12 protein-coding genes and 3 tRNA genes are annotated in these 14,408 nt (G+C 59.9%); 2 read left to right on the top strand and 13 right to left on the bottom strand.

What is annotated here, in order from left to right; translation table 11 throughout:
- Positions 1-4 precede the first annotated feature (4 nt).
- The 3 genes from phnE to phnC all read right to left on the bottom strand — a co-directional run bounded on the left by phnE (position 5) and on the right by phnC (position 2,762).
- Positions 5-799 (bottom strand): phosphonate ABC transporter, permease protein PhnE, encoded by a 795-nt coding sequence (gene phnE, locus BMW49_RS00745; protein WP_069517020.1) that lies wholly within the window; start codon positions 797-799, stop codon positions 5-7.
- Positions 800-865: 66 nt separating this feature from the next.
- Positions 866-1,870, bottom strand: a complete 1,005-nt coding sequence (gene phnD, locus BMW49_RS00740) for a phosphonate ABC transporter substrate-binding protein (protein WP_069517021.1) — start codon at positions 1,868-1,870, stop codon at positions 866-868.
- 55 nt (positions 1,871-1,925) lie between these two features.
- Positions 1,926-2,762 carry a phosphonate ABC transporter ATP-binding protein gene (gene phnC, locus BMW49_RS00735; protein WP_069517022.1) on the bottom strand — a complete coding sequence of 279 codons (837 nt, stop codon included), beginning with the start codon at positions 2,760-2,762 and terminating at the stop codon, positions 1,926-1,928.
- A gap of 385 nt (positions 2,763-3,147) precedes the next feature.
- Between phnC and BMW49_RS00730 the strand changes: the two genes are divergently transcribed.
- Entirely contained in the window at positions 3,148-3,477 is a 330-nt protein-coding gene (locus BMW49_RS00730) for an Arc family DNA-binding protein (protein ID WP_069517023.1), read from the top strand.
- A gap of 269 nt (positions 3,478-3,746) precedes the next feature.
- On the opposite strand, the gene BMW49_RS00725 is transcribed toward BMW49_RS00730, so the two are convergent.
- The 4 genes from BMW49_RS00725 to mgtE form a co-directional block, all read right to left on the bottom strand.
- The gene (locus BMW49_RS00725) at positions 3,747-4,883 is read right to left on the bottom strand and encodes a sodium ion-translocating decarboxylase subunit beta (RefSeq protein ID WP_069517024.1); all 1,137 of its coding nucleotides are present in this window, start codon (positions 4,881-4,883) and stop codon (positions 3,747-3,749) included.
- Between the two features lie 10 nt (positions 4,884-4,893).
- A complete protein-coding gene (gene oadA, locus BMW49_RS00720) occupies positions 4,894-6,666 on the bottom strand; it encodes a sodium-extruding oxaloacetate decarboxylase subunit alpha (RefSeq protein WP_069517025.1) in 1,773 nt (590 codons plus the stop codon).
- A gap of 26 nt (positions 6,667-6,692) precedes the next feature.
- Complete coding sequence (locus BMW49_RS00715) at positions 6,693-6,944, bottom strand: OadG family protein (protein WP_069517026.1); 252 nt, start codon at positions 6,942-6,944, stop codon at positions 6,693-6,695.
- Between the two features lie 130 nt (positions 6,945-7,074).
- A complete protein-coding gene (gene mgtE / locus BMW49_RS00710; RefSeq protein ID WP_069517027.1) occupies positions 7,075-8,517 on the bottom strand; it encodes a magnesium transporter in 1,443 nt (480 codons plus the stop codon).
- Between the two features lie 323 nt (positions 8,518-8,840).
- Between mgtE and BMW49_RS00705 the strand changes: the two genes are divergently transcribed.
- A complete protein-coding gene (locus BMW49_RS00705; RefSeq protein ID WP_069517028.1) occupies positions 8,841-9,347 on the top strand; it encodes a DUF4124 domain-containing protein in 507 nt (168 codons plus the stop codon).
- 92 nt (positions 9,348-9,439) lie between these two features.
- Here BMW49_RS00705 and BMW49_RS00700 read toward each other — a convergent pair.
- The 6 genes from BMW49_RS00700 to alaS form a co-directional block, all read right to left on the bottom strand.
- Positions 9,440-9,516: transfer RNA gene (locus tag BMW49_RS00700), tRNA-Arg, on the bottom strand.
- A 73-nt stretch (positions 9,517-9,589) separates the two neighbouring features.
- A tRNA-Arg gene (locus tag BMW49_RS00695) sits at positions 9,590-9,666 on the bottom strand.
- Positions 9,667-9,773: 107 nt separating this feature from the next.
- Positions 9,774-9,864: transfer RNA gene (locus tag BMW49_RS00690), tRNA-Ser, on the bottom strand.
- Positions 9,865-9,926: 62 nt separating this feature from the next.
- Positions 9,927-10,112, bottom strand: a complete 186-nt coding sequence (gene csrA / locus BMW49_RS00685; RefSeq protein ID WP_069517029.1) for a carbon storage regulator CsrA — start codon at positions 10,110-10,112, stop codon at positions 9,927-9,929.
- A gap of 179 nt (positions 10,113-10,291) precedes the next feature.
- The gene (locus BMW49_RS00680) at positions 10,292-11,530 is read right to left on the bottom strand and encodes an aspartate kinase (RefSeq protein ID WP_069517030.1); all 1,239 of its coding nucleotides are present in this window, start codon (positions 11,528-11,530) and stop codon (positions 10,292-10,294) included.
- A 103-nt stretch (positions 11,531-11,633) separates the two neighbouring features.
- Positions 11,634-14,258, bottom strand: a complete 2,625-nt coding sequence (gene alaS / locus BMW49_RS00675) for an alanine--tRNA ligase (protein WP_069517031.1) — start codon at positions 14,256-14,258, stop codon at positions 11,634-11,636.
- Positions 14,259-14,408: the final 150 nt, after the last annotated feature.

The following is a 14,408-nucleotide window of genomic DNA, read 5'->3' as shown; positions in this document are numbered from 1 at the left end:
TCCGTCAGATAAATTGTTTGCGCAGGCGCTGCGAGATGATGTCCAGCAGGCTGACCACCAGAATGATCACGATCAGCAGGGCGCAGGTCTGGGCGAACTGGAAACCGCGAATCGCTTCCCAGAGAATCACCCCGATACCGCCAGCACCGACCATGCCGACCACTGTGGCCGAGCGCACGTTGGACTCGAAGCGATACAGCGAGTAGGAAATCCAAAGCGGCAGGACCTGCGGAATCACCCCGTAGATGACTTCCTGCAGCGCGCTGGCACCGGTGGCGCGCACGCCTTCCACCGGCCCCGGATCAATGGCCTCAACCGCCTCGGCGAAGAGTTTGGCGAGCACCCCGGTGGTGCCGATAAACAGCGCCAGCACCCCAGCGAACGGCCCCAGGCCAACGGCCACCACAAAGAGCATGGCGAAGACCATTTCGTTGATCGAACGGCAGGCATCCATCACTCGCCGTACGGGCTGGTAGACCCACCAGGGCACGATGTTTTCCGAGCAGAGAATGCCCAGCGGGATGGCCAGAACAATCGCCAGCACCGTGCCCCACAGGGCGATCTGCACGGTGACGATCATCTCCTTGAGGTACAGCTCCCAGTTGCTGAAGTCGGGCGGAAAGAAGTCCGCGGCAAAGGTCGCCATGTTGCTGGAGTCGCGAATCAGCGCCAGCGGATTCATCTCCGCGCCCTGCCAGGACCAGGCCAATACGACAAACAGCAGCCCCCAGCCGATCAACTGCAGCCAGGAACGCTTGGCGGTCAGGTCGGGCGTGGGTGCGGTGGTCAAAGTGCTCATAGCAGCATCTCGAAGCAAGCAGCAGAAAGAATCTGCCCGGCACCTGCGCCGGGCAGAGCGCTGCGATCAACCCGCGCTGGCAGGGCTCTGCTGGGCAATTTCAGCCATGCGCTTTTCCAGCTTGGCCAGCTCGGCATCCAGCTCTTTGAGCTTGGCGGCCTTGTCGTCAGCTTTGAGCTTGTCGTTGTTGGCCACTTCGCTGCGCTTCTTGAACAGCTCCAGTTGGCGGATCGGCAACAGCTGGTCGTCATCCGAGGCCTTGAACTTGGCCCACTGCAGGCCTTCCAGGACCTTCATCTCAGCCGGCTTGTCGCCATAGGTCATAAAGAATTCGCGCAGCTTGGTCTTGGTGCCTTCGTCCAGGTTCTTGCGCCAGACCATCGGGTCGGACGGGATCAGCGGCGAAGTCCAGATCACTTTCAGCTGGGCTGCCTTGTCCGGCGCAGTCACTTCAAGACGCTCCATGCCTTCGCTGTTGAAGGTGCCGACGTCGACCTGCTTGTTGGCAACCGACAGGGCGTTGACTTCGTGGCTGCCGTTGAGCGCGCGCTTGAAGATCTTGTTGGCATCGGCGTTGTTCTTGGCGAACACGTAATAGCCCGGCACCAGGTAGCCCGAGGTGGAGTTTGGGTCGCCGTTGGCGAAGGTCAGGGTCTTGGCGTTTTTCAGCATGTCCTCGATCGAATTGATCGGGCTGTCCTTGTGCGCCACCATCAGGCTGTAATAGCCCTGGCTGCCATTGGCGGCGACGGTCTGGGCGAAGATCTGCCCACCAGCGCGGTCAACTGCTTCCATCGCAGCCTTGTTGCCGTACCAGGCCACATCGACCTTGTCGAAGCGCATGCCCTGGATGATCCCGGCGTAGTCAGGAGCGAAGAACGCATTGATCTTCAGGCCAGTCTGCTTGCCCATGTCCGCCAGGAAGGGGTCCCACATGCTTTTCAGGTTCTGCGAGGACTCGGTGGAGATGATGCCGAAATTGATCTCCTGATCAGCAGCCTGGGCTACGCCCAGCACCGAACCGGCCAGCAGCGTGGACGCAGCGAGAACGCGACTGATACGTTTGAACATGCAAAGCACTCCTCGTACAGATGGGCTGATTAGGGTTGGCAGAACAGCTGGCAGCTCAGGCCTTGGCCAAAGCTAAAGGGACTTTTCGCTTGCGCGCGGGGCGCGGCGCCTCTTCGGCTGGTGGCTCGATCAGCAGCTCGGCACCGTAGAGATCGTTCAGGAAGTTGGCATGCAGCTCGGCGGCCGCGCCGTCGTAATGAATACGCCCCGCTTTCAACGCCACAGCGCGCCGGCAATAGCGCATGGCGTAATCGACTTGATGCAGGGTGACCACCACGGTGGTGCCGTCTTCACGGTTGATGTCGGCAAGAATCTGCATGACCTTGCGCGCCGACTCGGGATCGAGCGAGGCAATCGGCTCGTCGGCCAGAATCACCTTGGCGCGCTGACACAGGGCGCGAGCAATCGCTACACGCTGCTGCTGGCCACCGGAGAGGGTCGAGGCCCGCTGCTGCGCCAGATCCGCCAGACCGACACGGCTTAGCGCCTGCATCGCGCGCTGCTGCTCTTGGGCATTGAACAGGCCGAAAGTGCCGCGCCAGCGCGGCATACGCCCCAGGCAACCAAGCAGTACGTTCTGCAACACACTGAGGCGGCCAACCAGATTGAACTGTTGGAAGATGTAACCAATGTCGGCACGCAAGCGGCGCACCTCACCATTGAGGCGGCCATCGGCCTGTACCTCACGGCCCAGCACCTGAATGTTGCCGCCACCGCTGCGATCGCAGCAGGCCAGCCCCGCGACATGACGCAGCAGCGTCGATTTGCCAGAGCCAGAAGCGCCAATCAGCGCTACCATTTCACCGGAGTCGACGGAAAGCGCCAGATCAAACAGCGCCTGCTTACGGCCGAACGTTTTGTTCAGGTTATCGACCCGGATCACCGCACTCATGGAATGCCTCCCTATGCAAAGCGGCTACACAGCGACCCCAAAGCCGCCAACTGGTGTAGACCAAGGTAGGCAAATCCTGTGTCAGCCCCGTGACCCGGGCATGACGATTGAGTGACTGAGCATTGAATTTTTGTGGTCCAGCAGGGTCCATGATGGACTCAATGCGCAGTAATGCGCATTTCTGATAATTGGTACTGGCAAAAAGCCGGTATCCCCGCCAGAATACGACACGTAATTGACGTCAAACATTTGAGCTTGTGACTTGATAGTCAGATAAAATGTAAATCGCGATTCTGCGGAACAGGTAGTGCGAAAGAGAGTCAAACCGGTGACAATCTTGCAGCGCAATGCCAGCATCGCCCCCCTGAACTAACCGGTTTAAAGTATGCGCCCTATGAAACAGGCTATCTATTCCAGCCGTACAGCTGACAAATTCGTCGTTCGCCTGCCTGATGGCATGCGTGAACGCATTGCTGATGTGGCTCGCAACCATCATCGCAGCATGAACTCCGAAATCATCGCCCGTCTTGAGCAGAGCATGCTGCAGGAAGGCAGCCTTGGCGACGATGTCGAGCTGCGCCTCGACAGTCCTGAGCTGTCCCTGCATGAACGTGAGCTGCTGCAACGCTTCCGCCAGCTTTCACGTCGCCAGCAAAACGCGCTGGTGTCGCTGATTGCTCACGATGCTGAGATGGCAGCCGAAGAAGACGCCTGACGCAGCCTTAGAAAAACCGACCCCCAGGGTCGGTTTTTTTCTTGCCCGCAAGACTGCCACAAACGACAAAGCCGCCTACGGGGTGCCTCTAAAAACGTAGGCGAGGCAGTCAGGGCAAGGCAAAAACAGGCGAAAAAGCGCAGTTTACGAGCTGTAAATGAGCATTTTGATCGGACTCGCGCACGAGCCTGTTTTTAACGCCGCGATGACCACGCAGGTAGTTTTTAGAGGTGCCCTACGGGCGGCTTTGTCGTTAACTGGCACTCCGGCTATCCAACAAAGCTCAGCAACACACCTGCCGCCACTGCCGAGCCGATTACCCCGGCCACGTTCGGCCCCATGGCATGCATCAGCAGGAAGTTCTGCGGGTTGGCCTCTAGCCCGAGCTTGTTCGATACCCGCGCAGCCATCGGCACAGCAGATACCCCAGCGGAGCCGATCAACGGGTTGATCTTGTTAGTGCTGAACAGGTTCATGATCTTGGCCATGATCACCCCGGCCGCCGTGCCACCACAGAACGCCACCATGCCCAGCACCAGAATGCCCAAGGTCTTGAGCTGCAGGAAGGACTCGGCCGAGAGTTTGGAGCCCACGGTCAGCCCCAAAGCGATGGTGACAATATTGATCAGCGCGTTGCGCGAGGTATCGGCCAGGCGTTCGACCACACCGGCCTCACGCAGCAAATTACCAAACGCGAACATGCCGATCAGCGGTGCAGCATCGGGCAGCAGCATGCCGATCATCAGACACAACACCAGCGGGAAGACGATCTTCTCGACCTGGCTGACCGGACGCAGCTGCTGCATGACAATGGCGCGCTCCTGCGGTGTGGTCAGCGCACGCATGATCGGCGGCTGGATCAACGGTACCAGCGCCATATAGGAATAGGCCGCGACGGCAATCGGTCCGAGCAGATCCGGCGCCAGCTTGGAAGTGACGAAGATAGAGGTTGGCCCATCCGCCCCACCGATGATGGCGATCGATGCGGCTTCACGCAGGGTGAATTCCATACCCGGAATGCCCAGCGCCGTCAGCGCCAATGCACCAATCAACGTACCGAAGATGCCGAACTGCGCCGCCGCACCGAGCAACAGGGTCTTGGGGTTGGCCAGCATCGGCCCGAAATCGGTCATCGCCCCCACGCCCATGAAGATCAGCAGGGGGAACACACTGGTCGGCAAACCCACTTCGTAGAACAGGTGCAGCACCCCTGCCCCTTCAGCCATGTTGGCCACCGGGATATTCGCCAGCACCCCACCAAAGCCGATCGGGATCAGCAGCAAAGGCTCGAAGCCGCGACGGATCGCCAGGTAGATCAGGGCCAGGCAGACCACGATCATCAGCGCCTGCCCCGCCTCCAGATGATAAAGGCCAGTGCTTTGCCAAAGTTTGAGCAGCTTGTCCATGCAGCGCCCCTTAGCCGATGGTCAGCAGGCTGTCGCCCACCGCCACCATATCGCCCACCTTGACGTTGACCGCACCGACGGTGCCAGCCTTGAACGCGCGAATCTCGGTTTCCATCTTCATGGCTTCGAGGATGATCACCAACTCATCCGCCTCGACTGCCTGTCCCGGCTGCACCATGACCTTGAAGATATTGCCGGCCAGTGGCGCCAGTTGCGGCTCACCTGCACCGACGGGGGCAACAGCTGGCGTTGCAGCAGCACTGACGCCAACCGGCTTGATGCCCTCGATGTCACCGCCCTCGCTGACCTTGACCACATAGCTCTGGCCATTGACCTCGACGCTGTAAACATCGGCCGTAGCCGTATCGCGCGCGGCTGTCGGCTTGCCGTTGGGCACCGGCTCGAAAGCAGCCGGGTTGTCGCGGTTTTCCAGGAACTTCAGGCCAATTTGCGGGAACAGTGCATAGGTCAGCACATCGTCGATCACATCGGCGGCCAGCTTGATGCCTTTCTCGCTGGCAATGCCCTTGAGTTCGGCCGTGAGCTTGTCCATCTCGGCGTCGAGCAGATCAGCCGGGCGGCAGGTGACGGCTTCAGCTCCATTGAGCACCCGCGCCTGCAGCTCGGCATTGAACGGCGCCGGCGCCATGCCGTACTCACCCTTGAGGATGCCGGCGGTTTCCTTGGTGATGGATTTGTAGCGCTCACCGGTGAGCACATTGATCACTGCCTGGGTGCCGACGATCTGCGAGGTCGGCGTTACCAGTGGAATAAAACCGAGGTCTTCACGCACGCGCGGAATCTCGGCCAGCACTTCATCGAACTTGTCCTGGGCGCCCTGCTCCTTGAGCTGGCTTTCCATATTGGTGAGCATGCCGCCCGGCACCTGGGCGACCAGGATGCGCGAGTCGACGCCCTTGAGGTTACCCTCGAAGGCCGCGTACTTCTTGCGCACTTCGCGAAAGTACGCAGCGATCTCTTCGAGCAGTTCGAGGTTGAGCCCGGTATCGCGCTCGGTCCCCTGGAAAATCGCCACCACCGACTCGGTTGGCGAGTGCCCGTAGGTCATCGACAGCGAGGAAATCGCCGTATCGACGTTATCGATGCCCGCCTCCACCGCCTTGAGGATGGCCGCGGTGGACAGACCCGCCGTGGCATGGCATTGCATATGGATCGGAATGCTCAGGCTGGCCTTGAGCCGTGTCACCAGCTCGAACGCCTTATACGGCGTAAGGATGCCAGCCATGTCCTTGATGGCGATGGAGTCGGCGCCCATGTCTTCGATGGTCTTGGCCAGGTCCAGCCACATCTCCAGGGTATGCACCGGGCTGGTGGTGTAGGAAATCGTGCCCTGGGCATGCTTGCCCACGCGTTTGACCGCCTGCAGGGCAGTCTGCAGGTTGCGCGGATCGTTCATTGCGTCGAACACGCGGAACACATCAACGCCATTGATCGCTGCACGCTCGACGAAGGCTTCGACCACATCGTCCGCATAATGCCGGTAACCCAGCAGGTTCTGACCGCGCAGGAGCATCTGCTGACGAGTATTGGGCATGGCCTGCTTGAGCGCACGGATACGAGCCCAAGGGTCTTCCCCCAGATAGCGAATGCAGGCGTCAAAGGTCGCACCACCCCAGGACTCCACCGACCAGAAGCCCACCTGATCGAGCTTTGGCGCAATCGGCAGCATGTCTTCGAGGCGTACACGAGTGGCGAGAATCGACTGGTGGGCATCACGCAACACCACATCGGTGATACCCAACGCCTTGTTTGCAACGGTCATACGCAAAAACTCCCTGGCAATCCGAATCAGCCGCGGCGAGCGCGGTGTTGGTGAATAGCAGTCTGGATGGCAGCCAGCACGTCGGCCGATGGCCCACTCGATGCCACCGGCACCGACGCCTGACGCACCACGGGGGCTGCAGCGGCAGGCGCAATACGCGCCAATACCCGCGCCATCAGGTGAATGGCACCGATCAGAAGAACCAGAAATAGAAAGACAAAGCCCATGCCGAACAGCATGAGTTCAACACCTTCGAGCAGGAGTTGGCTGGAGGTCATGGCGACTCCTAGATAAGGGGGCGACTTAGGGTCGCGTTTCTTGTAATAAACAGCCGGCAAACCTTATCTTGAAACGAGCGTTTGAAGCAAACCGGCTATGCATGCCCTATACACAGCCGTTATCCACACCTCAAAGCAGAAACAGCGACGCCAAGCCCAGGAAGATAAAGAAGCCACCGCTGTCGGTTACCGCCGTGATCATTACACTGGCGCCCAAGGCCGGGTCACGCCCCAGACGCACCAGGGTCATGGGGATCAGCACCCCCATAAGCGCGGCAAGCAACAGGTTGAGGGTCATAGCCGTGGTCATCACCACGCCCAGCGACCAGCTGTCGTAAAGCAGGTACGCCACGACCCCAATCACCCCACCCCAGACGATACCGTTGACCAGGCCAACCCCCAGCTCCTTGCGGATCAACCGCGAGGTATTGCCAGTACTGACCTGGTCCAGGGCCATGGCGCGCACGATCATGGTGATGGTCTGGTTGCCGGAGTTGCCGCCGATGCCGGCCACAATAGGCATCAGCGCCGCCAGGGCGACCAGCTTTTCGATGGAGTCTTCGAACAGACCGATCACCCGCGACGCCATAAAGGCCGTCACCAGGTTGACCGCCAGCCAGGCCCAGCGGTTGCGCAGGGATTTCCACACCGAGGCGAAGATATCTTCCTCCTCGCGCAGACCGGCCATGTTGAGGACTTCGCTTTCGCTTTCCTCACGGATCAGGTCGACCATTTCGTCGATGGTCAAACGGCCGATCAGTTTGCCGTTCTTGTCCACCACCGGCGCCGAAATAAGGTCGTAACGCTCGAACGCCTGGGCGGCATCGTAGCCGTCCTCATCCGGGTGAAAACTTACCGGATCAGTGGCCATGACCGTGCTCACCAGCTTCTCCGGGTCATTGACCAGCAGCCGCTTGACCGGCAAGACGCCCTTGAGCACGCCGTCGTAATCGACCACGAACAGCTTGTCGGTATGCCCTGGCAACTCTTTCAGGCGACGCAGGTAACGCAGCACCACCTCGAGGCTGACGTCTTCGCGGATGGTGACCATCTCGAAGTCCATCAGGGCGCCGACCTGATCCTCTTCATAGGACAACGCCGAACGCACTCGCTCGCGCTGCTGCGCGTCGAGGGTTTCCATCAGCTCATGAACGACATCGCGCGGCAGCTCGGAAGCCAGATCGGCGAGTTCGTCGGCGTCCATTTCCTTGGCCGCCGCGAGGATCTCGTGATCCTCCATGTCGGCAATCAGGGTCTCACGCACGGCATCCGAAACTTCGAGCAGGATGTCGCCATCGCGCTCGGCCTTGACCAGTTGCCAGATCGTCAGGCGCTCATCAAGCGGCAGAGCTTCGAGGATATAGGCGACGTCGGCCGAGTGCAGGTCGTCGAGCTTGCGCTGCAATTCGACGAGATTCTGCCGGTGTACCAGGTTGTCTACGCGGGCCTGGTTAACACCGTCCTGACGATGGGTCAGGTCTTCGACCAGGCGCTGGCGATGCAAGAGCTCGACCACCTGGGCAAGGCGGTCCTGCAAGCTCTCTTGCGGTTTTTTTGCTTCTACTTCAGTCATGGCGCACTCCACCCCCAGCGGCGGGCACGCCAAAGGGGATCAATCAGTCAATTCGTGATTGCACAATCGAGATTCGGGGTAACTACTGGGTAAGTCCATGGTGGTATTCCACAAGCCCCGGCGGGGCTGACGCTGCAGATGATACCACCACCAAGATGCAAAGCACGTTACAAAATCCGGCCTGGAACAAGCGCTTGCGTCGCAAAGTTGAGTCTTGACAGCACATATTCAGCTGCGACGCCGGCAAGCCCGCACAAGACACCACTGGCGCTCTGGGATCATTGCGCTAGGCTTTTGCCTGGACCGTCAAGGAGGACACCCCCATGCGTGGATTGCGCTATTACCTGCCCCTGTGTGCCTGTCTGTTGATGCTGGGCAACTCGCCAGCCTCAGCCTCGACCGTATTTCGCTGTGTCGACAGCGCCGGCCATGTGACCTTTACCCGCCACGGCTGTTCCACCGAACAGGAACAGCAACTACAGGACGCCTACAACCCGACACCCGGCAGCGGCAAACCCGTACCCCTGGCTAAACCCGCAAAAACGCCAAAAACCCCTGCAGCCAATAACCGTAATGAGGTAGTGGTGGTCGGCGAGCGTGTATCGCCGTGCGGCACACCACTGTCAGGTAGCGAAAGGCGCGAAGCCATGATCAAACGCCAGGTGCGGGCCGGGATGAATCAGGACGATATCGTCAGCATGCTCGGCCGCCCCGACCAGACCAGCAGTCGAAACGGCGAGCAGCGGTATCAGTACCGTGATCGCCAGGGCAACAGCCGTACGGTGAATTTCGATGGGAGCGGCTGCGTGAAAGTACCGAAGCGACGCTGAACCAGACACCTGCCGTCCGCTGCTCGATAAGGGCGGCGGGTCGTTTTCCAGGCAAAGAAAAAGGGCCTGCATCGCTGCAGGCCCTTCTTGTGTGGTGGACTCAGGAGGATTCGAACCTCCGACCGCTCGGTTCGTAGCCGAGTACTCTATCCAGCTGAGCTATGAGTCCATTAGCGCTTTTATACCAGATCACCGCTGGTTTCCCGAATGAACTGCACAGCGTGCAGCTCTTTCGTATTTTTTGGTCGACTCAGGAGGATTCGAACCTCCGACCGCTCGGTTCGTAGCCGAGTACTCTATCCAGCTGAGCTATGAGTCCGTGAAGCGTGCGCATTATACGGCGTTTATTTTCATAATCAAGCGCTAAATTCTAGTAATTTCAACCACTTACAGAATCAACACTTACCGCCGAACAACACTGAATAATGGCGGAGAAGGGGGGATTCGAACCCCCGACACCCTTTTGAGGTGTACTCCCTTAGCAGGGGAGCGCCTTCGGCCACTCGGCCACCTCTCCGCAACACGGGGCGCATGATAACCATGTTTTCCCCGTTTGCAAAGCCAAAATTTCGATAAAAATTAGTGGCTTGGTTCGTCACCTTTCTCTTTCTGGATTCGTTGGTAGATTTCCTCACGGTGCACGGCAACCTCTTTCGGGGCATTGACGCCAATTCGCACCTGATTACCTTTAACGCCCAACACGGTGACAGTGACTTCGTCACCCACCATCAGGGTCTCTCCGACCCGGCGAGTCAGAATCAGCATTCCTTTCTCCTTACGGATTTCAGTTCAGGACACAACAGTCTGCAAAATAAAATGGTGGCAGCTCCACGGTACACGCCAGAGCCTTCACCCAAGTATTGACCAGAGTAGACGGAAAGAAAGTTCCGCCACTCCAACCAAAAAACAAAAGGCGCGGTTAACCGCGCCTTCCGAATCGTGCCTCAGTCACCCTGTCGGGCGGGCGCGTCCAGCTCGAAGGCAGTGTGCAGCGCACGTACCGCCAACTCCAGATATTTCTCTTCGATGACCACCGATACCTTGATCTCGGAGGTGGAGATCATCTGGATATTGATGTTCTCCTTGGCCAGCGCTTCGAACATGCGGCTGGCAACACCAGCGTGCGAGCGCATGCCCACACCGACGATGGACACCTTGGCGATCTTGGTGTCGCCGATCACTTCACGGGCACCCAGCTCACGCGCGGTGTTTTCCAGCACCTGGTGCGCTGCAGTGTAGTCGTTGCGGTGCACAGTAAAAGTGAAGTCGGTGGTGTTATCGTGCGAGACGTTCTGCACGATCATGTCCACTTCGATGTTGCCGGCACTGATCGGACCGAGAATCTTGAACGCCACGCCCGGGATGTCCGGCACGCCACGGATAGTCAGCTTGGCTTCGTCGCGGTTGAAAGCGATGCCGGAGATGATCGGCTGTTCCATGGATTCCTCTTCATCAAGGGTAATGAGGGTGCCCGGCCCCTCTTGGAAGCTGTGCAGCACGCGCAGCGGGACGTTGTACTTGCCGGCGAATTCCACCGAACGAATCTGCAGCACCTTGGAGCCGAGGCTGGCCATTTCCAGCATCTCCTCGAAGGTGATCTTTTCCAGGCGCTGAGCCTGGGGCACTACGCGCGGGTCAGTGGTGTAGACACCATCGACATCCGTGTAGATCTGGCACTCATCGGCCTTCAGCGCCGCCGCCAGGGCCACGCCCGTGGTGTCGGAACCGCCACGGCCCAGGGTGGTGATATTGCCCTGCTCGTCGACGCCCTGGAAACCGGCGACCACCACCACCTTGCCGGCCTTGAGGTCGGCACGCAGGTTGTGATCATCGATCTGCAGGATGCGCGCCTTGTTGTGCGCGCTGTCGGTAAGAATACGCACCTGGCTGCCGGTGTAAGACACCGCCGGCACACCGAGCTTGATCAGCGCCATGGCCAGCAGGGCAATGGTCACCTGCTCGCCGGTGGAGACCATCACGTCGAGTTCACGCGGGATCGGCTGACCGTCACTGACCTGTTTGGCCAGATCGATCAGGCGATTGGTTTCACCGCTCATGGCGGAAACCACAACCACGATGTCATCGCCGTTTTCGCGGAACTTCTTCACCTTCGCCGCCACCTGCTGAATACGCTCAACAGTGCCGACGGAGGTGCCGCCAAATTTCTGTACGATCAAAGCCATTTCAAAGCCGCCTCAGCCCGTGAAGGGCGCCCATTAAACATACAACTCGAAACCCTGCCAAGGCCCGCCGGGCCTTGGGCTATTCAGCCGGGAAAGCAGCGGGTTACAGGCCCTGTTCGGCGAAGGCCACAGCCAACGCCAGCGCACCATCGAGAGCCGCCGCATCGACACCGCCACCCTGGGCCATGTCCGGGCGACCACCGCCCTTGCCGCCAACGGCCGCCGCTGCCTGCTTCATCAGTTCACCGGCTTTCAGCTTGGCGGTCAGGTCCTGGGTCACACCGGCCACCAGCACGACCTTGTCGTCCTGCACGCCGCCGAGCAGGATCACTGCACTGCCGAGCTTGTTCTTCAACTGATCGACCATGGCCAACAGCGCCTTGCCGTCCAGGCCATCGAGACGCGCGGTCAGCACCTTGATGCCTTTGACGTCCACCGCCGAACCCGCCAGGTCATTACCTGCGGCGCTGGCAGCCTTGGCCTTGAGCTGCTCCAGCTCTTTCTCCAACTGACGGTTGCGCTCCAGCACACCGGCCAGCTTGTCGAGCAGGTTGTCGCGGCTGCCCTTGACCAGCGCTGCAGCTTCTTTCAGCTGCTCTTCCGCACCGTTCAGGTAGGCAAAAGCCGCTGCACCGGTGACCGCTTCGATACGTCGCACGCCAGCCGCCACACCGCTTTCGCTGATGATCTTGAACAGGCCAATATCGCCGGTACGCTTGACGTGAGTGCCGCCGCACAGCTCAACGGAGAAGTCGCCACCCATGCTCAGCACGCGCACCTGGTCGCCGTACTTCTCACCGAACAGCGCCATGGCGCCTTTGGCCTTGGCGGTTTCGATGTCGGTTTCCAGGGTTTCAACTTCAGTGTTGGCGCGCACTTCGCGGTTGACGATGGCCTCCAGCTCTTTCAGTTGCGCCGGGGTGATCGCCTCGAAGTGGCTGAAGTCAAAGCGCAGGCGCTGACTGTCGACCAGCGAACCCTTCTGCGTCACGTGTTCGCCCAGCACCTGGCGCAGCGCGGCATGCAGCAGGTGCGTGGCGGAGTGATTGAGCGCCGTGGCCTGGCGCACACCGGCGTCCACTTCGGCCTTGACCGAGCTACCGACGCTCAGACCACCTTTGACCGCAACGCCATGGTGCAGGAAGGCGCCGCCAGCCTTGGTGGTTTCACGCACGTCAAAGCGCACACCAGCCCCTTCGAGGTAACCGCAGTCACCAATCTGGCCACCCGATTCGGCGTAGAACGGCGTCTGATCGAGGACCACAACGCCCTCCTCGCCTTCGCCCAGGCTGTCGACAGCCTGACCGTCCTTGAACAGGGCAATGATCTTGCCGCTGCCGCTGGTACCCAGGTAACCGAGGAACGCGGTGTCACTGTCGACCTTGACCAGGGCGTTGTAATCCATGCCGAAGGCGCTGGCGGAACGGGCGCGCTCACGCTGGGCCTGCATTTCGCGCTCGAAGCCTTCCTCGTCCAGAGTCAGCTCGCGCTCACGGGCGATGTCGCCGGTGAGGTCCATCGGGAAGCCGAAGGTGTCATACAGTTTGAAGATCACTTCACCCGGAATCACCGTGCCTTTGAGCTCGGCCAGATCCTGTTCGAGGATCTTCAGGCCCTGCTCCAGGGTCTTGGCGAACTGCTCTTCTTCGGTCTTCAACACGCGCTCGATATGCGCCTGCTGCTGCTTCAGTTCCGGGAAGGCATCACCCATCTCGGCCACCAGCGCCGCGACGATCTGGTAGAAAAAGCTGCCCTTGGCACCCAGCTTGTTACCGTGACGGCAGGCGCGACGGATGATCCGGCGCAGCACGTAGCCGCGACCTTCGTTGGACGGGGTCACGCCGTCGGCGATCAGGAAGCCGCAGGAACGGATATGGTCAGCCACCACTTTCAGCGAAGCCTGGCCCTCATTGGCGCAACCGATGGCCTTGGCTGCCGCGTTCAGCAGGCTCTGAAACAGGTCGATCTCGTAGTTCGAGTTGACGTGTTGCAGCACCGCGCTGATGCGCTCCAGGCCCATGCCGGTGTCCACGCTCGGCGCCGGCAGCGGGTGCAACACACCGTCCGCAGTACGGTTGAACTGCATAAACACGTTGTTCCAGATCTCGATATAGCGGTCGCCATCTTCTTCCGGGCTGCCGGGTGGGCCGCCCCAGATGTGCTCGCCGTGGTCGAAGAAAATCTCGGTGCACGGGCCGCAGGGGCCAGTGTCACCCATGGTCCAGAAGTTGTCGGAGGCGTATGGCGCGCCTTTGTTGTCGCCGATGCGGATCATCCGCTCGGCCGGCACACCGACCTCTTTGGTCCAGATGTCGTAGGCCTCGTCATCGGTGGCGTAGACCGTGACCCAGAGCTTTTCCTTGGGCAGCTTCAGCCAGTTGTCACCGGTGAGAAATTCCCAGGCGAAGTGGATGGCGTCGCGCTTGAAATAGTCACCAAAGCTGAAGTTACCCAGCATTTCAAAGAAGGTGTGGTGACGAGCGGTGTAGCCGACGTTTTCCAGGTCGTTGTGCTTACCGCCGGCGCGTACGCATTTCTGGCTGGTGGCCGCGCGGGTGTAGGCGCGTTTTTCCAGGCCGAGGAAGCAGTCCTTGAACTGGTTCATCCCGGCATTGGTGAACAGCAGCGTCGGGTCATTGCCCGGAATCAGGGAGCTGGAAGCGACACGGGTATGCCCCTTCTCTTCGAAGAAGCTCAGGAAGGCTTCACGGATTTCTGCGCTTTTCATAGATTCTTCCACGGAAACAGGCGGCCACGGCAAACGCCGGCAAAGGGCCGCATTATATAGGGCCTGGGCTGTGGGGCTAGTGCCTTTATTGATAGATGGAGACTATGGCTGTGGCCAAGGTTCAAACGGCCGTCATGCATAGATTTCAAC

Origin of the sequence: Pseudomonas cuatrocienegasensis (genome assembly GCF_900110925.1) — a bacterium.
Classification (GTDB): Bacteria; Pseudomonadota; Gammaproteobacteria; order Pseudomonadales; family Pseudomonadaceae; genus Aquipseudomonas; species Aquipseudomonas cuatrocienegasensis.
This window is presented reverse-complemented; position numbering and strand designations above follow the sequence as displayed.

Bases quoted from the DNA above. Each gene is read 5' to 3' on its own strand.
- BMW49_RS00705 (WP_069517028.1), top strand. From the start codon at position 8,841: ATGCGTGGATTGCGCTATTACCTGCCCCTGTGTGCCTGTCTGTTGATG.
- BMW49_RS00725 (WP_069517024.1), bottom strand. From the start codon at position 4,883: ATGGACAAGCTGCTCAAACTTTGGCAAAGCACTGGCCTTTATCATCTG.
- csrA (WP_069517029.1), bottom strand. From the start codon at position 10,112: ATGCTGATTCTGACTCGCCGGGTCGGAGAGACCCTGATGGTGGGTGAC.
- mgtE (WP_069517027.1), bottom strand. From the start codon at position 8,517: ATGACTGAAGTAGAAGCAAAAAAACCGCAAGAGAGCTTGCAGGACCGC.
- phnD (WP_069517021.1), bottom strand. From the start codon at position 1,870: ATGTTCAAACGTATCAGTCGCGTTCTCGCTGCGTCCACGCTGCTGGCC.
- alaS (WP_069517031.1), bottom strand. From the start codon at position 14,258: ATGAAAAGCGCAGAAATCCGTGAAGCCTTCCTGAGCTTCTTCGAAGAG.
- BMW49_RS00715 (WP_069517026.1), bottom strand. From the start codon at position 6,944: ATGACCTCCAGCCAACTCCTGCTCGAAGGTGTTGAACTCATGCTGTTC.
- phnE (WP_069517020.1), bottom strand. From the start codon at position 799: ATGAGCACTTTGACCACCGCACCCACGCCCGACCTGACCGCCAAGCGT.
- phnC (WP_069517022.1), bottom strand. From the start codon at position 2,762: ATGAGTGCGGTGATCCGGGTCGATAACCTGAACAAAACGTTCGGCCGT.
- BMW49_RS00730 (WP_069517023.1), top strand. From the start codon at position 3,148: ATGCGCCCTATGAAACAGGCTATCTATTCCAGCCGTACAGCTGACAAA.
- oadA (WP_069517025.1), bottom strand. From the start codon at position 6,666: ATGACCGTTGCAAACAAGGCGTTGGGTATCACCGATGTGGTGTTGCGT.
- BMW49_RS00680 (WP_069517030.1), bottom strand. From the start codon at position 11,530: ATGGCTTTGATCGTACAGAAATTTGGCGGCACCTCCGTCGGCACTGTT.